This is a genomic window from Bradyrhizobium valentinum, assembly GCF_001440405.1.
GTDB lineage: Bacteria > Pseudomonadota > Alphaproteobacteria > Rhizobiales > Xanthobacteraceae > Bradyrhizobium > Bradyrhizobium valentinum.
Map to the genome: position 1 here is coordinate 16,231 of NZ_LLXX01000173.1, position 21,478 is coordinate 37,708.

Here is a 21,478-nt window from a genome sequence, read left to right on the forward strand (position 1 = left end):
GGCAGCCAGAGCGGTATAGTATCTGTACTGCCCTCGCGTGTGCAAAGGAGATCCCGTTGCCCGACAAAAGCGAACGCGGAAGCTATGGGCAGTTCTGCCCGGTGGCGATGGCGTCGGAAATCTTCTGCAACCGCTGGACCGCGCTGGTGATGCGCGAACTGCTTTGCGGCACCACGCGCTTCAACGAACTGCGCCGCGGCGTGCCGCGGATGTCGCCGACGCTGCTGTCGAAACGCTTGAAGGAATTGGAAGAAGCCGGCGTGATCGTCGCCGTGCCAACCAATCAGCACGGCGTGGTGGACTACAAGCTGACCGAAGCGGGCGAAGATCTGCGCGGCATCGTGATGGCGCTCGGCTTCTGGGGGCAGCGTTGGGTCGAATCGACGCTGTCGTTGAAGAATCTCGATCCCGGGCTGCTGATGTGGGACATGCGGCGCAACCTGCAGCCGACGCCGCTGCCGCCCCGCCGTACCACCATCAATTTCATCTATCCGGAAATGCGGCCCGACCGGAAATCATGGTGGCTTGTGGTCGAGCGCGAGAAGGTCGACCTCTGCCTCACCGATCCTGGCTACGAAGTCGACCTCTATGTCAGCTGCCCCCTGCGCGCCATGACAGCGGTGTGGATGGGCGTCGCCAAGCTGAACAGCGAAGTCGAAGCCGGCCGCATCAAGGTCACCGGCGACAGCTCGATCGCCAAATCGATGCAGCAATGGCTGGGTCTCAGCCCCTTCGCGCAGGGGCAAAGGGCTGCGGTGTAGCTGGAAATAGGCGGTTACCGCTAGGGCCGGAGGGGTCCCTTCCTAATCGGCTTATCCTGCGCTCGTCTCTCTTTGGGGTCGGTCTTTCCTATCAGTTCCATCTGTTCTGCGCGGGCCATATGTCCGTGTTGGGTCAAACTGAGAAGTCGGGACGCGCAATCGGGAGGTCGGCTTTGCCCTCCATACCGGACATTGCCAGCCAAGGCTGTCAGGTCTGAAAAGTGCCATGAGCTGACTCATGCATCGCGGCACAGCACATGCACACACTACGATCGTCACGGGTGCAAGCCAAGGCAGACGCCTATCAAGCACGAATCGAGATCATGTCGCCTGCTCGACGACTGCTTCAATTGGGCAGCCATGCTGTCTTGTAACGAGCCCGAGCCTGCAGGAACGATAGCGGGTGCAGAACGACGAGACCTTTTGGCGCGGAAATCAGCGCGGCGACCATGGGCAATGCGTTCAATTCAGTGGCAGCCCCGAGCGCCTGGCGCATCGCTTTGGTGGCTGCTTTCGTGGCGCATTGCACAAACGGAAGCGGGACAGCTGGCGCGGCGCCCGCGCCAGCACCGGAAAAACTGCAGCTCATTGCCGAGTTCTTCAACAACGAGGTTGCAACAGGAAAACTGCCGGGCGCCGTCATCCTGATCCAGCAGCATGGCCGCCCCGTCTACCTGAAGTGCTTTGGCGTGCGCGACGTCACAACCAAGCTCCCCATGACGCCGGACACGATCTTTGCCCTTCATTCCATGACCAAGCCGATCACGAGTCTGGCGGCGATGATGCTGATCGATGCCGGCAAGCTTGCACTGGACGATCCCGTCTCAAAATACATCCCGGCCTTTGCCAATATGCACGTGGGGCTGGAAATGACGGATGTACGGGGCGAACCAACGCTGAAGCTCATCCCGGCCGTGCGGCAAGCGACCATCATGGACCTGCTCCGGCATACTTCGGGCATCAGTTATGAATATATCGGCGGCAAGTGGGTGATGAAGGTCTATTCGCAAGCGCATCTGTTCGACGGGAAATTCGACAACAAGGAGTTTGCCGAGCGCATCGCGAAACTACCGCTGGCACGGCAGCCTGGCACACTCTGGCGCTACGGTCATTCCACCGATGTGCTCGCCCGCGTAATCGAGATCGTCTCGGGCAAGACGCTCTATCACTTCATGAAGCAGCACATCTTGGATCCGCTGGGCATGAACCACACCAAATTCGTGCTCGACGCGACCCAGGAACTCACGCTGATGGCGGAGCCATTGCCAAGCGACAGGGTACTCGTCGATGCGGAGCGCGAGCGCCGTGCGCATCCGGAGTGGGAATCCGGTGGCGGTGGACTGGTCTCAACCATTATCGATTATGCGCGCTTTGCGCAGATGATCCTCAATGCCGGCGAGCTTGACGGCACGCGTTATATCAGCCCTGCGGCATTCAAGGACATGACGACGGACCATGTCGGGCCGAATTCTGGCGTCGGGCGCGACTACTTCTATTTTCCCGGCGATGGCTTCGGGTTCGGCTACGGCCTCGCCGTGCGTACCGATCCGGGGGAGGCAAAACCACCGCCGCCGGGTTCAATCGGCGAACTGAAATGGGACAGCGGCAGCGGCACCTATTTCGGCGTCGATCCCAAGCTCGACATGATCTACATCCTGATGGCGCAGACGCAGAACGAGCGCGCCCGCACCAGGGCTGCGTTCAAGAAACTGGTCTATGACGCCTTCGCCGCAGGCAATTGAAGCGACTGAAGTGCGCGCTCCGCCTGTCCAGGCGACGCTTGTTCTTTCTACTCACTATAGACGAGACTACGGCCTCGGCGAACCTCCGCTTTACCGCTGATACCCGCTGCGACGAAGACAGCGAAGATGGTCAGGGTTGGGTCAATTTCGTTGTTTAGATTAAGCACCGATCATTTCCGATCATCTCCAATTAGCGGACATGCGCTGACTGGGTCGTCACTTCCGCTTGGTGCTAGGAACGGACATCGCTGGTTCATCTACTATCGATGGCGCCCCAGCGGCCCTTCAATCTCGTCGTGCGCCGCTCGACGCTCACTTTGGCGACGGTAAATCGAGCAGCTTTATACCCGCTTCTCTAACCAGCTTCGCCCATTTCGGAATCTCGCCGTCAATAACGGCAGCGAATTCTGCGGGTGAGTTACCAATTAGCTCGATTCCAAGATCATCGAATCGCTTGCGCATCTCCGGCATCACGAGAATCTTCACGGTTTCCCGGTGCAGCTTTTCGACAATTGCCGGTGGAGTTCTGGCAGGCGCCATCAGGCCGAACCATACCGTTACCTCGAAGCCAGGGAAGCCTGATTCTGCCATGGTCGGGAGATCGGGTGCGCCGGCATATCGCTCCAACGATGTCACTGCGAGCGCCCTGACTTTCCCATCGCGCGCGAGGGGTAACGCGGTGGTGGGAGGAACAAACGCCATGCTGAGCCGTCCGGCGATCACCTCCGGTGAAAAGGTGCCGCGATACGGCACGTGCAGGATGTCGACTTTCGCCATCGATTTCAGCAGTTCCCCGGCGAGGTGCAGCGTCGAGCCAAATCCCGCGGACCCGTAGGTGAGTGTGCCCGGCCGGGCGCGTGCGACCGCAACCAATTCTTGCACGTTCTTCGCCGGCACGTCGTTGTTGACGATGAGGATGTTTGCGTAAGCACACACCTGAGAGATCGGCACAAGATCCCGGACCGGGTCAAACGGCATCTTCTCATAGAGGCTGGGATTGATGACGATCACCGGGTTGGCCGCGAGCAGCAGCGTATGACCGTCCGGCTCAGCCCTTGCGACGCGCTCGCCGGCAATATTGCCGTTGGCGCCCGCCGCGTTCTCAATCACGACTGGCTTCCCCCATGCTTGGAAAAGCTTATCGCCGAGCAAGCGGGCAACAATATCTGGAGATGTGCCCGGTCCGAAACCGACGACGATTCGAACCGTGTGGACAGGATAATCCAGCGCCAGTGCAACTGGCCCCGCCGTAACGGACATAATAAGTGTGACAAGAACCAACACCAACGAATGCAGAAACTTCATGACTGCCTCCCTTTAGGGAACCCCATTCCTCGCGGTATTGCTGTCCGGCGAAGCCCCTTGCGTCTTTCGCGCAGGGCAATTCCAAGCGGCGCGGCGGGGCAGCTAAGCCGACGCTGCCACGGCGGACGCTCGGCGTAACGAGGGCGCAATGGCAACAACGGAAGTCCCTCTTTCGATCACCTCGTTGCCACGGGCGAGCATCTGGCTGCGATCGTCATTCGGGCAGCCCGGCTCGCCGCAATCCTTCTTGGTATCGCGAGATGTCTTCGGCCCGCCGATAAGGGGGCAGCACGTCCTTGAGAGTGGAAACACGTAACGCGGGATTCACTTGCCGCAGCCGAGCCACTGCCTGACTTGCCTGCTCCGGTCGCCCGGCCATTGCGTTGCTTGCGGCGGCGATGCGTAATCCAGGTTGATAATCCGGCCTGTACTGCAATGCCATTGCCGCCCACGATGCCGCTTCGTCATAGCGGCCCAAGAGGAAATGGGCAAGCGCGGTCCCGACCCGCATACCGCTCATCCGCGGATCAAGTGGGCTCAGGCGCATGGCACGCGCGAAGCGCACGATCGCAGCTTCTGGCTCGCCGAGCCAGTTTTTTGCCCAGCCGCCGCAATACCATGCCTCCGCCGAATTGGAATTGAGCACAAGCGCGCGATCGATCAAGGCGGCGCCTGCCTCGAGATCGCGAACGACATACATTAACGCCTGCCCGCTGGCGGCGAGCGCGATCGCGTCATCCTTGCCCAACTCAACCGCCCGCTGGGCGAGCCTCGTCACTTCGGCAATCTCGTTCGCTGTGCCTGAAATCCAGCCATTGAACTTGGCAATGACATAGCAAAAGGCTGCACAACCATAGGCGGAGGCAAAATCTGGGTCGAGCTCGATCGCGCTGTTGAACAGGCGCAATGCCTCGTCGTTCGCTTGCCGGCTCGCAAACTGATAAGACCTGGCCAAACCGCGTAAGTAGAGCGTATAGACATCGAGACTCTCGGTCGGCTTGCGCTTGGCGCGCTCGATCTCGGCTTGTTCAACCGCTGGGGCGATCGCCCCGACAACGCTCTCAGTAACCTGGTCCTGCAGATCGAAGATGTCGCCGAGACCTCCATCAAACCGTTCTGCCCAAAGATGTGCCCCAGTGGCGGTGTCGACGAGCTGGCCCGTGATGCGCACCCGGTTTGCCGCCTTCCTAACGCTCCCTTCCAACACGTAGCGCACGCCAAGCTCGCGTCCAACCTGCTTCACGTCGACGGCGCGTCCCTTGTAGGTGAAGCTCGAATTGCGGGCGATGACGAACAGCGCCTTGAAGCGAGACAGTGCCGTGATGATGTCCTCGACCATGCCGTCGGCAAAGTAATCCTGTTCCGGATCGCCGCTCATGTTGATGAATGGCAGAACAGCAATGGAAGGTTTGCCGGGAACTGTGAGAGGTTGAGCAGTAACCGCAGATGGTCTCATCGACGTCGACACAGCCACGTCAAACCTCACGCACCACGCACGCATGGGCTCAGCAATATTCTTGAGGGCCTGCATGCCCATATCGACACAGGCAAGCTCGACCTTGCCCCGGATTTGCCGCTGCGCGTCGTCGGAAATGCAAATACCTCCCGGTTCTGCGATCCCTTCGAGACGCACGGCGATGTTGACGCCATCGCCAAAGATATCGTTGTCATTAATGATGATATCGCCGACGTGAATGCCGATGCGGAGTTCGATACGCTTGTCTTGCGGCACGTCGATATTTTGTTCGGCCATGCGGCGCTGAACTTCGACGGCGCATCGCACGGCGTCGACGACGCTGGCGAACTCAACGAGAGCGCCGTCCCCGGTATTCTTGACGATGCGTCCGCGATGCTCAGCGATTTTGGGATCGAAAACCGTCCTTCTAAGCGCTTTCAGTCGCGCCAGCGTGCCTTCTTCGTCTATCCCTATTAAGCGGCAGGAGCCTGCGACATCCGCCGCCAGAATAGCTGCTAGTCGTCGCTCTACGTGCTCGCTGCTCAAGATGGTCCCCCGTACTGGGGAAATCGAATGGTTATATAGCACGATTGTGGGTCGATGTCCGGCTACGCCCAAGGTCCGAAATGGGTCATTCGCGTCGGTTTGGCCGGACCACGGCGACTTCCGGTTCACCCCGGTGAACGGACATTCTCAGGATAGGCCGGCGTGTCTCAAAGGTGCCATTCAAGCTTCGAAACCGGAGCCTCGATTCGTGAGCTGCGAATTCAGCGAACATGAGTGGACCGCCATTAAGCCGATGTTGCCGAACAAGCCGCGCGGCGTTCGGCGGGTAGATGACCGCCGCGTGCTCGATGGCGTCGTTTGGGTCCTGCGTTCAGGTGCGCCATGGCGCGACCTGCCGGCGACCTATGGTCCCCGCACGACTTGCTACAATCGCTTCGGTCGGTGGATGATGGTCTTGTCTCGCTGATTTGCCCGACGTGTCAAATGTCTACTTCGGCACCCGGCGAGTGCCGGCTACTGTGCATGGGGTTGTTTTGGATATTTTGGCTGGGAGCGCCGAGGCTCCTCCGTGTCCTTCCGCCGTCTCCGGAAGGCTGCATCACCCGATCGCGAATGAAGCGACGGCGCGTGGCTTGGAACCGTCGCCCTATTTTCCCAGCGGCCCGAGTATCTTCACCAATTCCCCGTGCACGAACTCGTTGCCGCAGACCACATGCCCGGTCTTAAGTGCGTCGTCATTGCCGCCGATGTCCGAGATCATTCCGCCTGCCTCGCGCACCATGATTTGCCCCGCTGCGATATCCCACGGCGACAGGTCGCGTTCCCAGTAGCCGTCGAGGCGGCCGGCGGCGACGAAGGCGAGATCTAGCGAGGCGGCGCCGAAGCGGCGGAAGCCGGCCACTTTGTTCTGCAGCGCGGCCATTTCGTTCAGTGCCAGTTGGTGGTCGCCGCGGCCGATATGCGGCAGGCCGCAGGCGATCACGCATTCGTTGAGCTGGCGGCGCCCGGCGACGCGCAGGCGCTGGTCGTTGAGGAAGGCGCCCTTGCCGCGTTCGGCGATGTAGAGCTCGTCATTGGCGGGATTGTAGATCACGCCGGCGATGACGGTGTCTTCGCGCCGCAGGCCGATCGAGATCGCGAATTGCGGGATGCCGTGCAGGAAGTTGGTGGTGCCGTCGAGCGGATCGACGATCCAGGTGTGGGTCTTGTCGGCGCCCTCGCGCGTTCCGCCTTCCTCGCCGATGAAGCCGTAGCCGGGCCGTGCCTTGGCGAGATCCTCGTACAGCATTTCCTCGGCGCGCTTGTCGGCCTTGGTGACGAAGTTCGCCGGCCCCTTCAACGACACCTGCAGATGCTCGATCTCGCCGAGGTCGCGCTTGAGGCTGCGGCCGGCGCGGCGCGCAGCTTTCACCATAACGTTGATAAGGGCTGAATACAGCATGATGCGAGCGCTTATAGTGAGAGGGAACGGCGCAATGCCGTCAGGGTTTAGGGACTGGGTGCCCTGCTGATATGCCGCCGTCAAGGCGTGATTTCTCGGCGGTACCGGTCCATTTCCGCGCCGCCGCCTCAACCTTGGCGCGATCCTCGGGGCTGAGCTCCGAGAGCCTCTCATCCAGCTCGGGATCGCCCTTGCCGGCGGTCTTGGCGACAAGATGCCACTTCAGGCCTTCGATCTTGTCCATCTGCACGCCCAAACCGCTCACGAGCACGCGGGCGAGGCGGTTCTGCGCGATCGGCGAGTTCTGCCGCGCTGCCTTACGCAACAGCGCGACCGCCGCAGGCTGGTTCCTCGGCGTGCCGGTGCCGTTGAACAGCGCGATCGCGTACTCGACCTCGGCGTCGACATTGTCGGCGAGCGAAGCCGCCTGCAACAGCCGCACCGCCTTGTCGATGTCCTTCGGCACGCCGGTGCCTTCCTTGTAGAAGGTGGCGAGCGCGTATTGCGCCTCCGGGTTGCCCGCATCCGCCGCAGTGCGCAGCAGTTCGGCGGCGCGCTTGAGGTCTTGCGGCAGCGTGTTGCCGTCGAGATAGAGCAGCGCCAGATTGTACGCCGCCTTGGGGCTACCGAGCTTGGCCGCGGAGGCCAGCAGCTTGACGGCCTGCTCGCGATTGGTGGGGCCGCCGCGGCCGGACAGCCGCATCATGGCGAGCGCGAACATGCCCTCGCGGTCGCCGGCATCGGCGGCGCGTTGGTACCAATCGGCAGCCTTCGCATAGTCGCGCTTGATGCCGAGCCCGTTGGCGTAGAGCTCGCCAAGCATCGTCATCGCCTTGGGGTCGCCGTTATATTGCGCGCGCGTTGTCGCGAGATCGAGCGCGGTCTTGTAGAGGCCGCGCTGATAGGCGCCGTAGACGAGATCGGCGTTCGGATCCTCGAAGGCGGCCGTCGGCGAGGGGGAGGGCGTCGGCGTGGGCGGTGCCGGTTTGGGCGCTGCCGTTGGCGTCGGTGTCGCGGCGGGCTTTTTCGCTGCGGCCGGAGCCTTTGGTTTCGGAGCTTCCTTTTTCGCAGCCGGAGGGCTCGCGGGCGGTTGCGCGGCGGGCGGCGTCAGCGAGACCTGCGCGGAGGCGCCGGCTACCGTTATCAGCAGGCCCGCAAGCAGCGATATGGGACGCAGGAGTTTCATATCCGGCGTTATCCGTGCCCGGCTTTATCAGGGCTGGTCTTGTCAGGGCTGGACTTGGCGTTTCCGAACGCTGCTTCGTGCGCTTGCGCGATAGCGTGCCCGGCATCGATCAGCGCCGCCTTTGCGCCGCGCGGGTCGGTCCAGATGAAATCGCCAACCAGCACAAAATCTGCGCCGGCGGCCGCGAATTCGGACGCCTCCTCGCGCGAGGCGGCAAAGCCGATGCAAGGCGGCTCGAACAGTTCGTCCCACCATTGCAGGCGCTCGGCGATCGCCTCGGTCGAGGGCCGCTGGCCCTTGGCATCCAGCTCGCCGAACAGCACGTAGTCGGCGCCCGCTTCGCCCGCGGCCATCGAATCGTGCCGCGTGGCAAGGCCGCCGACGCCGGCAATGCGGTCCGGCTTCAGCGACGGCAAGGCATCTTCCAGCGCGGCAAGGCCGTTCAGATGCGCGCCGTCGGCGCCCGCGCGCGCCACCAGTTCGACATGGCCGTCCAGCAGGAGCGCCGCGCCGGCATTCTGGATCGCGGGCGCAAGCGTTTTCACGCGCGCGATCATGGTGCGCTGATCGGTCTGCTTCAGCCGCAGCAGCACCGCGGCGACGTCGGCCGCTGCCAGTAGCTCCGGAAGATGGGTCGCGAGCTGCGACGGATCGTCCACCTCTGGCGTCGCGAGATAGAGCCGCGGCGCCGGGCGCGGCGGAGCAGGTTTATTGGCCAAGTCTAGGCGACCTTCTTTTCCAGGCCGGTTTCCCACTCGCCCTTGCTTGCCAGCGCGTTCATCCGCGCGCGGTGCGTGAAGGCGCGCTGGCCTGCGGCGAGGTTTTCGGCCTTACCCGACCAGGCCTTCTGCGGCGCCGCCTGCAGCGCCCGGCCATAGGAGAATGTTAGCCGCCAGGGCAGGCCGCCGATCCGGTTCATGGCGTTCAGATGCGCCGTCGCCTCCTCATCGGATTGCCCGCCGGAGAGGAAGGCGATGCCCGGCACCGCCGCGGGAACGCAAGCCTTCAGCAGGCGCACGGTCTTCTCCGCGACTTCTTCCACGGAAGCCTGCCTCACGCACTTCTTGCCCGAGATGGCCATGTTGGGCTTCAGCACCATGCCTTCGAGCTCGACGCGCTGTATCAGCAATTCCTGGAACGTCTTGTTCAGCACATGCTGGGTCACGTCATAACAGCGGTCGATATCGTGATCGCCGTCCATCAGCACTTCCGGCTCGACGATGGGCACGATCTGCGCCGCCTGGCACAGCGCCGCATAGCGCGCCAGCGCATGCGCGTTGACGTGGATCGCCGTCTGTGTGGGGATCCCGCTGCCGATATCGATCACTGCACGCCACTTGGCGAAGCGCGCGCCGCGCTCGTAATATTTTTTCAGGCGCTCGGCGAGCTTGTCGAGCCCGACGGTCACCAGTTCGCCCGGACATTGCGGCAGCGCTTGCGTCCCCTCATCGACCTTGATGCCGGGGATCGCGCCGGACTGCTCGATCAGCTTGATCAGCGGCGTGCCATCTTTTGCGTTCTGCCAGATGGTCTCGTCGTAGAGAATGACACCCGAGACGTACTTGCTCATCGCCTCGGTGGAGCGGAACAGCATCTCGCGATAGTCGCGGCGGCTCTCCTCGGTGGATTCGACCTTGATGGCGTCGAAACGCTTCTTGATGGTGCCCGAGGATTCGTCGGCGGCGAGAATGCCCTTGCCTGGGGTGACCATGGCGAGGGCAACCTTGTTGAGGTCAGCAAGATTCATGGGAACGTTCTCCGGAAAACATCATGCCCTTGCGCACCAAAATAGGCGGTTCTCGGGCAATTGCCTAGAAAACGTTCGTCGCACCGGGGGTGTTTGCGAGGCGCGGGTGCCGGCTCAGGCGACCTTGTCAGGCGATCTTGGGGTCAAGTTCACCCTTGGTGTAGCGCTTGGCCATTTCGGCTGTGGTCAGCACCTTCTTGATCTTGCTGGCCTGGCCTGCGGTATTGAACTCCTGCAGCCGCTGTTTGCACAGCTTGGCCATGGCTTCCATCGCCGGCTTTAAGTATTTGCGCGGATCGAACTCTTCCGGATTGTCCTTGAAGACCTTGCGAATCTGCCCGGTCATCGCCATGCGGTTGTCGGTGTCGATGTTGATCTTGCGCACGCCGTTTTTGATGCCGCGCTGGATTTCGGAAACCGGCACGCCCCAGGTCGGCTTCATCTTGCCGCCATTGGCGTTGATGATCTCCTGCAGTTCCTGCGGCACCGAGGACGAGCCATGCATCACCAGATGCGTGTTCGGCAGCTTGCGATGGATCTCCTCAATCACGTTCATGGCAAGGATGTCGCCATCCGGCTTGCGGGTGAACTTGTAGGCGCCGTGCGAGGTGCCCATCGCGATCGCCAGCGCGTCGACCTTGGTCTCCTTGACGAACTTCACGGCCTCGTCCGGGTTGGTGAGCAACTGGTCGTGCGAGAGCTTGCCTTCGGCGCCGTGGCCGTCTTCCTTGTCGCCCATGCCGGTCTCCAGCGAACCGAGCACGCCAAGCTCGCCTTCCACCGAGATGCCGCCGAGGTGGGCCATGTCGGTGACCGTCTTGGTCACGCCGACATTGTAGTCCCAATCGCCGGGGGTCTTGCCGTCGGCTTTCAGCGAGCCGTCCATCATGACCGAGGTGAAGCCGGCCTGGATCGCGGTCATGCAGGTTGCGGGTTCGTTGCCGTGATCGAGATGCACGCAGACCGGAATCTGCGGATAGATTTCGGTGACGGCGTCCATCATGTGCTTGAGCATCACGTCATTGGCGTAGGAGCGCGCGCCGCGCGAAGCCTGGATGATGACGGGCGCGTCGACCGAGGAGGCGGCCTCCATGATGGCCAGCGCCTGCTCCATGTTGTTGATGTTGAACGCCGGCACCCCGTAATCGTGCTCTGCCGCATGATCGAGCAGTTGACGCAAGGTAATGCGAGCCATTCAAATTCTCCCTGTATTTGCAGCGCCCCTGGCGCCCGATTGGTCTTGATCAGCGTGATTTCAGAACTTCGACGCCGGGCAGCGGTTTGCCTTCCATCCATTCGAGAAACGCGCCGCCCGCGGTCGAAACATAGGAAAACTCGTTGGCTACGCCGGCCTGGTTCAGCGCCGCAACGGTGTCGCCGCCGCCGGCGACAGAGACCAGTTTCTTCGCCTTGGTGCGCGCCGCCGCGTGCTTGGCCGCAACAACCGTGCCGCGGTCGAACGGCGTCATTTCGAACGCGCCGAGCGGGCCGTTCCAGACCAGCGTCGCGGCATCGTCGATCGCGGAATGAATCCGCGCGATCGATTGCGGGCCAACGTCGAGGATCATACCGTCGGCCGGAATGGCGTCGAGGCCATAGGCGTGCGAGGGCGAGTTGGCCGCAAAGTGATAGGCGACCACGGCATCGACGGGAAGGATGATGGCGCAGTTCGCGGCAGTAGCCTTCTCAAGGATCCGCAGCGCGGTGGCGGCGAGGTCCTTCTCCGCCAGCGACTTGCCGACGCCGACGCCCTGCGCATGCAGGAAGGTGTTGGCCATGCCGCCGCCGATCACCAGCGCATCGACCTTGGTGACGAGGTTTTCGATCAGATCGATCTTGGTGGACACCTTGGCGCCGCCGATGATCGCGATGACCGGCTTGGTCGGTGCTTCCAGCGCCTTGGAAAGCGCGCTGAGTTCGGCCTGCATGGTGCGGCCGGCATAGGCGGGCAGCTTATGGCCGAGGCCTTCGGTCGACGCGTGCGCGCGGTGCGCGGCCGAGAACGCGTCGTTGACCCAGATGTCGCCGAGCTTGGCCAGCTCCGCGACGAAGGCCTGATCGTTCTTCTCTTCCTCCTTGTGGAAGCGGGTGTTCTCCAGACAGAGGATGTCGCCATCTTTCATCGCGGCGACTGCCTTGGCCGCAGCTTCGCCGATGCAGTCGTCGGCGAAGGCGACCGGCTTCTTGATGACCTTCGACAGGGCTTCGGCGACGGGCTTCAGCGACTCCTTGGCGTCGCGTCCCTTCGGCCGGCCGAAATGGGCGAGCAGGATGACCTTGCCGCCCTTGTCGGAAATTTCGGTGATGGTCGGCACGACGCGCTCGATCCGCGTCGCGTCGGTGACGCGGCCGTTTTCCGTGGGGACGTTGAGATCGACGCGCAGCAGCACGCGCTTGCCCTTCACGTCGACGTCATCGAGGGTGCGGAAGTTTTTGGACATTGGCGGACTCGGACTCTCGGCGGTCATTCCGGGGCGATGCGAAGCATCGAACTATGGTGCGCAATTGCGCACCTTAGAATCTCGAGATTCCGGGTCTGGTCCTTCGGACCATCCCGGAATGACGGTTCAACAAGACAAGAATGCCCGGCACCAGGGCCGGGCATAACGAAATCACCTACAGCAGCTTCCCCATCGCGACGGCGGTGTCGGCCATGCGATTGGAGAAACCCCATTCGTTGTCGTACCAGGACATCACCCGCACCAGCGTGCCGTTCAGCACCTTGGTCTGGTCCTCATGGAACGTGGACGAGTGGGGGTCGTGGTTGAAGTCGATCGAGACGTTCGGAGCGGTGGTGTAGCCAAGGATGCCCTTGAGCTGCTGCTCGGAGGCGCGCTTCATCGCCGCGTTGATTTCCTTGGTGTCGGTGGCGCGCTTGGCGACGATCTTGAGATCAACCACCGAGACGTTCGGGGTCGGCACGCGGATCGCGACGCCGTCGAGCTTGCCCTTCAGTTCCGGCAGCACCAGGCCGATCGCTTTCGCAGCACCCGTCGAGGTCGGGATCATCGACATCGCCGCCGCGCGGCCGCGATAGAGATCCTTGTGCAGGGTGTCGAGGGTGGGCTGGTCGCCGGTATAGGCGTGGATCGTGGTCATGAAGCCGGTCTCGATGCCGACCGTGTCGTTCAAGACCTTGGCGACCGGCGCCAGGCAGTTGGTGGTGCAGGAGCCGTTGGAGACGACCAGGTGATCCTTGGTCAGCGTGTCATGGTTGACGCCGAAGACGATGGTGGCGTCGGCATTGTCGGCGGGAGCCGAGACCAGCACGCGCTTGGCGCCGGCGGTCAGATGCGCAGAGGCCTTGTCCTTGGCGGTGAAGATGCCGGTGCATTCCAGCGCAATGTCGACGCCGAGCGCCTTCCACGGCAGCTTGGAGGGATCGCGCTCGGCGGAGACCTTGATCTTGCCATTGCCGAGGCTGAGCGAGTCGCCGTCGACGGTCACCGTGCCGGGGAAGCGGCCATGCACGGAATCGAAACGCAGCAGGTGGGCGTTGGTCTCGACCGGGCCGAGGTCGTTGATGCCGACCACCTCGATATCCGTGCGGCCAGATTCCGCAATCGCCCGCAACACGTTGCGGCCAATGCGGCCAAATCCGTTGATCGCGACGCGGACTGCCATGCTGATCTCTCCTCTAATAGCCGGTGCCGGCCCCGCGGAGACGTTCCACGGAGGTGCTGACGGCGGAACGCCCGGTTCGGCCGGGCGGGAACGGTCAAGATGGGGGTCTAGGTAGTCCTTTTTCCCAGTAATCTCAACCTTCAGCCCAAGCGCTTCAGGGCAGCGTTAACTGCAGCCTCGGCGGTAATTCCGAAGTGCTTGAAAAGGTCCTTGGCGGGTGCGCTTGCGCCGAAACCGTGCATGCCCACGAATTCACCATCCTGGCCGATCACCGCGTCCCAGCCCCAGCGCACCGCGGCCTCGATGGCGACCTTGACCGGGGCGTTGCCGATAATGGCCTTCTGCCGGTCCGCCGGCTGCGCCAGCAGCAGTTCGAGCGAGGGCACCGAGACCACCCGCGACGCGATGCCGCGCTCAGTCAGTTGCTTCTGGGCGGCCACCGCGATCTCGACCTCGGAGCCCGAGGCGAACAGCGACACTTTGGCGTCGCCCTGGGCGGCGACCAGCTCATAGGCGCCGTGGGCGCAGGGGTTATCGTTCGGCGCGTTGGTGCGGAGCTGCGGCAGGTTCTGGCGGGTCAGCGCCAGCACCGTCGGGCCGTCGACCCGGTTGAGCGCCAGTTCCCAGCATTCCGCGACCTCGACGGCGTCGCAGGGGCGGAACACGCGCATATTGGGAATCGCACGCAGCGCGGCGAGGTGCTCCACCGGCTGATGCGTCGGTCCGTCCTCGCCGAGCCCGATCGAATCATGGGTCATCACGTAGACGACGCCCGTGCCCATCAGTGCGGCGAGCCGCATCGCCGGGCGGGCGTAATCGGTGAACACCAGGAAGGTCGCGCCGTTCGGTGCAAAGCCGCCATGCAGGAAGATGCCGTTCATCGCCGCGGCCATGCCGTGCTCGCGGATGCCGTAATGGATGAAGCGGCCCTTCGGCGTCTTGGCCGAGAACGCCACAGCCGACTTCGCCTTGTTGTTGTTGGAGCCGGTGAGATCGGCGGAGCCGGCGAGGAATTCCATCGGCATCGCGGCGGCGATCGCCTCGATCGCGGATTCGGACGATTTCCGCGTGGCGACGTTCTGCGGCGTTTCCAGGAGCGCCTTCTTGTGAGCCCGCAGCGCCTTCGAAAGCGACGCCGGCCGCTCGTGCCGCATGCGCCGTTCGAACTCGGCGCGCTTGCGGCTGCCGAGTTCGGCGAAGCGGCCTTCCCATTCCTCGCGCGCGGCAGCGCCGCGGCTGCCGGCAGCGCGCCATGCCTTAAGCACGTCGTCGGGCACCGAAAAGGCTTCGAGCGAGATGCCGAGCTTTTCCTTGGCGCCTTTGAGCTCGTCGGCGCCGAGCGCCTCGCCATGGGCCTTCGCCGTGCCGGCCCGCGTCGGCGCGCCGTAGCCGATGGTGGTCTTGCAGGCGATCAGCGATGGCTTGTTGGATTTTTGCGCGCGGGTGATCGCCGCTGCGATCGCCTTCGGATCATGGCCGTCGATCAGCTCTGCCGCCCAGCCGGCGGACTTGAATCGCTTCACCTGATCGACCGAATCGGCGAGCGAGGTCGGGCCGTCGATCGAGATACCGTTGTCGTCATACAGCACGATCAGCTTGTTGAGCTTCCAGTGCCCGGCCATCGCGATCGCTTCCTGCGACACGCCTTCCATCAGGTCGCCGTCGGAGGCGACCACGTAAGTATGATGCGCGACCACCTTCTTGCCGAACTCGGCCGCCAGCATCTTTTCCGCCAGCGCCATGCCGACCGAGGTGGCGATGCCCTGGCCGAGCGGTCCGGTCGTGGTCTCTACGCCGCTGGTCTCGAAGTTTTCCGGGTGCCCCGGCGTCTTGGAGCCGAGTTGCCGGAAATACTTGATCTGTTCGAGCGTCATGTCCTTGTTGCCGGTCAGGTACAGCAAGGCATAGAGCAGCATCGAGCCGTGTCCGGCCGAGAGCACGAAGCGGTCGCGGTCCGGCCAGTTTGGAGCACTGGCGTCGAATTTGAGGAACTGCGTGAACAGCACGGTCGCAATGTCGGCGGCGCCCATCGGCAAGCCGGGATGGCCGGATTTCGCCTTTTCGACGGCATCCATGGCAAGCCCGCGAATCGCATTGGCCATACGGGTGTGATCGACCTGCGTCATGATGAAAATCCGCCTGAAATGAGGTGCTTGGTTGTCGGTACGTACCGGGCGAGGCCGCAATACGGGCGTGGGCCTAGGGGAAGTCCGGGCTGGATAGCACCACAATCCTCGTGAGTCCAAGGCGGGGAAACGCCCTTCCGGTCCGAAAAGTTGCTTAGCGGTGCATAGCTTCGCGTCGGCGTTGCACTCGGCTCGCTTGCCACGTAAATTTCGTGCTCTAACCGCTTGCCGAACCGCGGATTTTGCTGCCGTGCGGCGGGCCTACGCGAAGGTGCGCGCTGCCTCCCATGAGCGATCGTCACACCAACGGGGCCGGCAATGCCGAGCCGGTCTATGCCGACATCGACGCCGCCACTCGGCGCCTGATGATGGCGCTCGATGCCCTCGAGGCTGCGGCGGAGCGGCGGCGCGACGCCGACCGCGACGAGAACGAACTGGCGAGCCGCATCCAGGCGCTCGGCGCCGATCGCTCACGGCTCGCCGACGAACTCGACGGCTCGCTGGTGAAGACGCGGCGGCTGGAGCGCACCAACCGCGAGATCGCCGAAAAACTGGATGTCGCGATCGGCACGATCCGTGCGGTGCTCGATGCCGGAGAGAGTGAATGAGCCACATCAACGTCACCATCAACGGCCGGCAGTACCGCATGGCCTGCGAGGAAGGGCAGGAAGTGCGGCTCCTGAAGCTCGCCGAGAGCCTGGAATCGCGGGTCGGAGAGTTGCGCGGCAAGTTCGGCGAGATCGGCGACGCGCGCCTCACCGTGATGGCCGCTTTGACGGTGTGCGACGAACTGCTGGATGCCAACGCGCGCATCCGCGCGCTGGAGGGCGAACTCGAAACCTTGCGCAACGTTCGTGTCGCCGCTGCCGACCGCGCCAAGGCCACCCAGGTGGCGGTCGCCAATGCACTCAACGCCGCCGCCGACCGCATCGAGAAGACCACGCAAGTCATCAACCGCACCATCGGCAGCGGCGTCGCGATCGGGTGAATTGCCCGCGACTCTCTTCACCCACCCCTGGAGGGGGAGGGTCGCCGCGTAGCGGCGGGGCGGGGTGACAGTCTATCGTCGTCGGAGGTGTTTCAGTGGCATCGCCTCTGCGTCACGCGACCCATACACCTCCACGTAAATCTTCTCCATCACCGCGCTGAGATCACCAGTAACATCCGAATTCCAGAAGCGGACAACACGGTATCCTTCCTGTTCCAACCAGGCTTGCCGGTCGCTATCGCGCTTGGCGAACGCGTCGTCATTGTGATGACCGCCATCGAGTTCAATGATGAGACGCTTTGCCGGACAGAAGAAGTCCACGACATAGGGACCGATCGGCGCCTGACGCCGAAAATGTGTACCTTCTATCGGCAGCTCTTTCAGGGCGCGCCATAACGTACGCTCATGCGGCGTGGTATTCGCCCTCAGTTTCTTGGCTGCTGCGCGTCGGATTGCCGTTGAAATCATGTCGATCTCGCTCGTGGATAGATCACCCCACCCCGCTCGCATCGGACGATGCTGCGCATCGCCCGATGCGAGCGACCCTCCCCCTCCAGGGGAGGGTGAAGTGAAACGCAATCTAAGGGTGATCGCAAGCGGTACCTTTACCGCTGGCGGATTCGGTTCGTAACCCTTACATTGTGCTTGCGAAGCTGCGTCGTGCGTCAGGAGCCATATATCCCCGGGGCCTTATCGATCCTTTAGGGAACTGTCCCTGGCCGGGTCCGTGGATCCGGACATATGGTGCCCACCTACTTTCGTAGGGAACTCCGGGATCGAGTGCTTCAACGGCGTTCGCGGCCTCGCACTTTGATTTGTTCGTTGCGTGCGTTTTTTGTCCTACCCCGCGCGTTCGTCATACCCGCGAAAGCGGGTATCCAGTACGCCGCGGCACGGCAGTTTGATTGCGACGTCTCTGGAATACTGGATCGCCCGCCCTTGCGGGCGATGACGGCAGAACAAAGATCCCGCATGACCGCAACCCTGTCGAAAGCCGACCTCCGCACCGCCGCGCTGGCGAAGCGCGATGCGTTAAGCGACGAGCAGCGCGCCGCCGCGGCGCAGGCCATGGCAAAGCATGGCGTGCCGTTTGCGATTCTACCCGGCATGGTCGTCTCCGGCTATTCGCCGATCCGCAGCGAGATCGATCCTGCGCCATTGATGCGCAAGCTCGCCGAGCAGGGCGCCAAGCTGGCGCTACCCGCGGTTCTGTCGCGCGGAAAATCGCTGGCGTTTCGTGCGTGGTCGCCCGACGACCGCCTGATGCTCGGGCCGCTCGGCATTCTCGAGCCGTCGCCGGCGGCCGAAGAACTCATTCCCGATGTCATGTTGATTCCGCTGGCGGGGTTCGACCGCCAGGGCCATCGCATCGGCTATGGCGCCGGACATTACGACTTCACGCTCGCCCATCTGCGCAAGGCCAAGGCTATTACGGCAGTTGGCACCGCCTTTTCCGTGCAGGAAATAAAAGCTGTTCCAGCGCTGCCGCACGACGTGGCGCTGGATTATGTGCTAACGGAAAAGAAAGTGTTCGATTTCCGGAGCTGAAACTTTGCGTATTCTATTCGTGGGTGACGTGGTCGGCCGGGCAGGGCGCACCGCGATCGCGGAATATCTGCCCGGCATGGTCCGCGACTGGGCTCTCGACCTCGTCGTCGTCAATGGCGAGAATTCCGCGGGCGGATTCGGCATCACCGAGACGATCTATCAGGAATTGCTCGACGCCGGCGCGGATGCCATCACGCTTGGCAATCACGCCTGGGATCAGCGCGAGGCGCTGGTGTTCATCGAACGCGCCCCGAAGCTGATCCGCCCCGCGAATTTTCCGAAGGGCGCGCCGGGCCGGGGGGCTGCGCTGGTCGATACCAAGAACGGCAAGCGCGCGCTTGTGGTCAACGCCATCGGCCGCGTCTTCATGACGCCGTTCGACGATCCGTTCCAGATTCTCAACCGCGAACTCGAGGCCTGTCCGCTCGGCGAGGCGGCAGACGCGATCGTGGTCGATTTCCACGGCGAGGCGTCGAGCGAGAAACAAGGCATCGGCTTCTTCTGCGACGGCCGTGCCAGCCTCGTCGTCGGCACCCACACCCATGTGCCCACCGCCGATCATCAGATCCTTACCGGTGGCACCGCCTACATGACCGATGCCGGCATGACCGGCGATTATGATTCCATCATCGGCATGCAGAAGGAAGAGCCGCTGCGGCGCTTCACGACCGGCATTCCCTCAGGGCGCTTCGAACCGGCGGCCGGCGTTGCGACACTCAGCGGCGTTGCGGTCGAGACCGATGATGCGACCGGCCTCGCGCTGCGCGTCGCGCCGGTTCGGATCGGTGGAAGGCTGGAGCCTACTCTGCCGGGCTTTTGGGCCTGAGGAAGTCCCTCATTCAAACTGAACGACCTTGTCGAGCGTGATCGGCAGGTCGCGCACTCGCTTTCCCGTGGCGTGATAGACCGCGTTGGCGATCGCCGCGGCCACGCCGACAATGCCGATCTCGCCGAGGCCCTTGATGCCGAGCGGATTGACGATCTCGTCGGGCTCCTCGACGAAGATGACCTTGATGTCGTGTATGTCGGCATTAACAGGCACATGGTACTCGGCAATATTGGCGTTCATGACGCGGCCGAAATGATGGTCGAACAGCGTTTCCTCGTGCAGCGCCATGCCGATCCCCCAGACCACGCCGCCCATGATCTGGCTGTGAGCGGTCTTGAGGTTGAGGATGCGGCCGGCAGCCACCGCATTGACCACGCGGGTGACGCGAATAACGCCGAGTTCCTCATCGACCTTGACCTCCGCGAAGATGGCGGAGTGAACATTGCGCGCGTGAGACTTGTCTTCGTCGACCTTGTTGACTTCCTCGCGCGTGATGCGCTCGGCGTTGCCAGATTGCATGGCGCTTGCGATCGAGACTGCGCGGTTCGCATCCCGCTTGCTGACGATCTTGCCGTCGATCAGCGCGACTTCGTCTACGCCGGCGCCCGCCAGCGGAGAATCCTTCATCCCCTTCGCAAGCTTCAGCAAGTCGCCACGAACCGCGCGGGCGGTATTTGCGATGGCGTTGCACACCGAGGACGCGATCCACGAGCCACCCTCGAGCGGACATTGCGGCAGCGTCGAATCGCCGAGCTTGACGCTGATATTGTCGATCGGCAGGCCGAGCATGTCGGCCGCGACCTGCGCCATGATCGTGTAGGTGCCGGTGCCGATGTCGGAGGCCGCGGTTGCCACTTCCGCATGACCGTTGGCCGTCAGCACGATGCGGACCGTGGCCGGCATCTGCAGCGCTTCCCAAACGCCCGACGCCATGCCCCAGCCGACCAACTCGCTGCCCTCGCGCATCGAGCGAGGCTCGGCATTGCGCTTGTCCCAGCCGAACTCTGCGGCGCCCTGGCGGTAGCATTCGCGCAGTTGCTTGCTGGTATAGGGAACATCCTCGCCTTGATTGCGGTCGGAATAGCATTGCAGCCGTAGTTGCACCGGATCGGTCTTAAGCGCGATCGCAAGTTCGTCCATCGCGCATTCCAGCGCATAGACGCCGGTCGCAGCGCCCGGCGCCCGCATGTCGCAGGATGTCGGCAGATCGAGCTTCACGAGCCTGTGCTCGAATTTCGCATTGGGGCTCTTGTAAAGCAGATTGCCCCAGCCGGTATCGTTGCGCGCGAATTCCTCGAACTGCGAGGTCACGGCGATGGTTTCATGCTGCATGGATTCGAGCGTGCCGCCGCTGCTCGCGCCGAGCGCAAGCCGTTCGATGCTCGCCGGCCGGTAGCCGAGCGCATACATCTGCGTGCGAGTCAGCATGACGCGCACCGGGCGCTTCAGCGCGCGCGCCCCCAGCACCGCCAGCACGACCTGGTATTGCGGGCGCAGGCCGGCGCCGAAGCCGCCGCCCATATAGGGCGACATCACGCGCACCTCGTCTGGCTTCATCTTGAACACGCCGCAAAGATATTTTTGTACGTTCTGCACGCCTTGCGTCTTGTCGTAGACCGTGAGCCGGCCGTCTTCCCAGATCGCGGTCGAGGCAAACAATTCCATCGGATTGTGGTGCTCGGTCGGAATGAAATATTCGGCCGCGTGGCGCACGGCGGCAGACGCAAACGCTTTTGCGGCGTCGCCGCGCGGCTTCTCCGGCGCGTCGATGGCAAACGCCCTGCTGCGCTCTGCGTGCAAGTCGGTGACGTGCGGCTCCTTCTGGTACTCGACTTTCACCATTGAGGCGGCGACACGCGCGGTTTCCCAATCGTCCGCCAGCACCAGCGCGACCGGCTGTCCGGTGAAAAGGATCCTGTCGTCGTAGAGCGGGCGATAGGGCGAGCCTTTTTCCGGCGCAACTTCGTCCTTGTAAGCAAGGTCATTATCAGCCATTGGCGGCCGATTCCGATGCGTGAGCACCTCGAGCACGCCGTCAACCTCCAGTGCTCCGCCGGTGTCGATGCGGACGACCCGCCCCTTCGGAATAGTCGATTCGACGACGTAGCCGTGGACGAGGCCGGGGACGTTGAACTCCCCGGCATATCTGGCTTCGCCGGTGACCTTGGCCCTGCCGTCAACGCGGGATGTCGCTGATCCGATATAGGATGTCATGGCG

18 protein-coding genes, 1 other RNA gene and 1 pseudogene are annotated in these 21,478 nt (G+C 63.0%); 8 read left to right on the forward strand and 12 right to left on the reverse strand.

What is annotated here, in order from left to right; genetic code table 11:
• Positions 1 to 107: 107 nt before the first annotated feature.
• Both CP49_RS30670 and CP49_RS30675 read left to right on the forward strand, forming a co-directional pair.
• Positions 108 to 761, forward strand: a complete 654-nt coding sequence (locus tag CP49_RS30670; RefSeq protein ID WP_057853983.1) for a winged helix-turn-helix transcriptional regulator — start codon at positions 108 to 110, stop codon at positions 759 to 761.
• 449 nt (positions 762 to 1,210) lie between these two features.
• Positions 1,211 to 2,503 (forward strand): serine hydrolase domain-containing protein, encoded by a 1,293-nt coding sequence (locus CP49_RS30675; RefSeq protein ID WP_082646330.1) that lies wholly within the window; start codon positions 1,211 to 1,213, stop codon positions 2,501 to 2,503.
• A gap of 312 nt (positions 2,504 to 2,815) precedes the next feature.
• On the opposite strand, the gene CP49_RS30680 is transcribed toward CP49_RS30675, so the two are convergent.
• Together CP49_RS30680 and CP49_RS30685 are read right to left on the reverse strand one after the other, a co-directional pair.
• The gene (locus CP49_RS30680; protein ID WP_057853860.1) at positions 2,816 to 3,808 is read right to left on the reverse strand and encodes a Bug family tripartite tricarboxylate transporter substrate binding protein; all 993 of its coding nucleotides are present in this window, start codon (positions 3,806 to 3,808) and stop codon (positions 2,816 to 2,818) included.
• Between the two features lie 214 nt (positions 3,809 to 4,022).
• On the reverse strand, positions 4,023 to 5,810 hold the full coding sequence (locus CP49_RS30685) for an adenylate/guanylate cyclase domain-containing protein (protein ID WP_245310948.1): 1,788 nt from the start codon (positions 5,808 to 5,810) through the stop codon (positions 4,023 to 4,025).
• Between the two features lie 208 nt (positions 5,811 to 6,018).
• Between CP49_RS30685 and CP49_RS30695 the strand changes: the two are divergent.
• Positions 6,019 to 6,216: pseudogene (locus CP49_RS30695) on the forward strand (transposase); the annotation flags it as partial.
• Positions 6,217 to 6,417: 201 nt separating this feature from the next.
• Here CP49_RS30695 and CP49_RS30700 read toward each other — a convergent pair.
• The 8 genes from CP49_RS30700 to tkt all read right to left on the reverse strand — a co-directional run bounded on the left by CP49_RS30700 (position 6,418) and on the right by tkt (position 15,895).
• Positions 6,418 to 7,212: an inositol monophosphatase family protein gene (locus tag CP49_RS30700; RefSeq protein WP_057853862.1), complete on the reverse strand. Its 795-nt coding sequence runs from the start codon at positions 7,210 to 7,212 to the stop codon at positions 6,418 to 6,420.
• Positions 7,213 to 7,252: 40 nt separating this feature from the next.
• Positions 7,253 to 8,398 carry a tetratricopeptide repeat protein gene (locus CP49_RS30705; protein WP_057853863.1) on the reverse strand — a complete coding sequence of 382 codons (1,146 nt, stop codon included), beginning with the start codon at positions 8,396 to 8,398 and terminating at the stop codon, positions 7,253 to 7,255.
• An 8-nt stretch (positions 8,399 to 8,406) separates the two neighbouring features.
• Positions 8,407 to 9,117 (reverse strand): thiamine phosphate synthase, encoded by a 711-nt coding sequence (locus CP49_RS30710; protein WP_057853864.1) that lies wholly within the window; start codon positions 9,115 to 9,117, stop codon positions 8,407 to 8,409.
• Between the two features lie 2 nt (positions 9,118 to 9,119).
• Positions 9,120 to 10,145, reverse strand: coding sequence for a class I fructose-bisphosphate aldolase (locus CP49_RS30715; protein WP_057853865.1), 1,026 nt, complete (start codon positions 10,143 to 10,145; stop codon positions 9,120 to 9,122).
• A 127-nt stretch (positions 10,146 to 10,272) separates the two neighbouring features.
• Positions 10,273 to 11,340: a class II fructose-bisphosphate aldolase gene (gene fba, locus CP49_RS30720; RefSeq protein WP_057853866.1), complete on the reverse strand. Its 1,068-nt coding sequence runs from the start codon at positions 11,338 to 11,340 to the stop codon at positions 10,273 to 10,275.
• Positions 11,341 to 11,389: 49 nt separating this feature from the next.
• Positions 11,390 to 12,586, reverse strand: coding sequence for a phosphoglycerate kinase (locus CP49_RS30725; protein ID WP_057853867.1), 1,197 nt, complete (start codon positions 12,584 to 12,586; stop codon positions 11,390 to 11,392).
• A 175-nt stretch (positions 12,587 to 12,761) separates the two neighbouring features.
• Positions 12,762 to 13,769, reverse strand: a complete 1,008-nt coding sequence (gap, locus tag CP49_RS30730; RefSeq protein WP_057853868.1) for a type I glyceraldehyde-3-phosphate dehydrogenase — start codon at positions 13,767 to 13,769, stop codon at positions 12,762 to 12,764.
• A gap of 140 nt (positions 13,770 to 13,909) precedes the next feature.
• Positions 13,910 to 15,895, reverse strand: coding sequence for a transketolase (tkt, locus tag CP49_RS30735; protein WP_057853869.1), 1,986 nt, complete (start codon positions 15,893 to 15,895; stop codon positions 13,910 to 13,912).
• Positions 15,896 to 16,182: 287 nt separating this feature from the next.
• Here tkt and CP49_RS30740 point away from each other — a divergent pair, with 287 nt between their 5' ends.
• Positions 16,183 to 16,503 carry a DUF4164 domain-containing protein gene (locus CP49_RS30740; protein WP_057853870.1) on the forward strand — a complete coding sequence of 107 codons (321 nt, stop codon included), beginning with the start codon at positions 16,183 to 16,185 and terminating at the stop codon, positions 16,501 to 16,503.
• The gene (locus CP49_RS30745) at positions 16,500 to 16,883 is read left to right on the forward strand and encodes a cell division protein ZapA (RefSeq protein ID WP_057853871.1); all 384 of its coding nucleotides are present in this window, start codon (positions 16,500 to 16,502) and stop codon (positions 16,881 to 16,883) included. Before CP49_RS30740 ends, CP49_RS30745 begins: the two co-directional genes overlap by 4 nt.
• 72 nt (positions 16,884 to 16,955) lie before the next feature.
• On the opposite strand, the gene CP49_RS30750 is transcribed toward CP49_RS30745, so the two are convergent.
• Complete coding sequence (locus CP49_RS30750) at positions 16,956 to 17,351, reverse strand: endonuclease domain-containing protein (protein ID WP_057853985.1); 396 nt, start codon at positions 17,349 to 17,351, stop codon at positions 16,956 to 16,958.
• Between the two features lie 179 nt (positions 17,352 to 17,530).
• On the opposite strand from CP49_RS30750, the gene ssrS reads away from it, so the two are divergent.
• From ssrS to CP49_RS30760, 3 genes are all read left to right on the forward strand, one after another.
• A non-coding RNA gene (gene ssrS / locus CP49_RS42045) (6S RNA) lies at positions 17,531 to 17,691 on the forward strand.
• A 164-nt stretch (positions 17,692 to 17,855) separates the two neighbouring features.
• Positions 17,856 to 18,431: a 5-formyltetrahydrofolate cyclo-ligase gene (locus CP49_RS30755; protein ID WP_057853872.1), complete on the forward strand. Its 576-nt coding sequence runs from the start codon at positions 17,856 to 17,858 to the stop codon at positions 18,429 to 18,431.
• A 4-nt stretch (positions 18,432 to 18,435) separates the two neighbouring features.
• Positions 18,436 to 19,257, forward strand: a complete 822-nt coding sequence (locus CP49_RS30760) for a TIGR00282 family metallophosphoesterase (protein WP_057853873.1) — start codon at positions 18,436 to 18,438, stop codon at positions 19,255 to 19,257.
• A gap of 9 nt (positions 19,258 to 19,266) precedes the next feature.
• Here the strand turns inward: CP49_RS30760 and CP49_RS30765 are convergent, their stop codons facing one another.
• Positions 19,267 to 21,474: a xanthine dehydrogenase family protein molybdopterin-binding subunit gene (locus CP49_RS30765; RefSeq protein WP_057853874.1), complete on the reverse strand. Its 2,208-nt coding sequence runs from the start codon at positions 21,472 to 21,474 to the stop codon at positions 19,267 to 19,269.
• Positions 21,475 to 21,478: the final 4 nt, after the last annotated feature.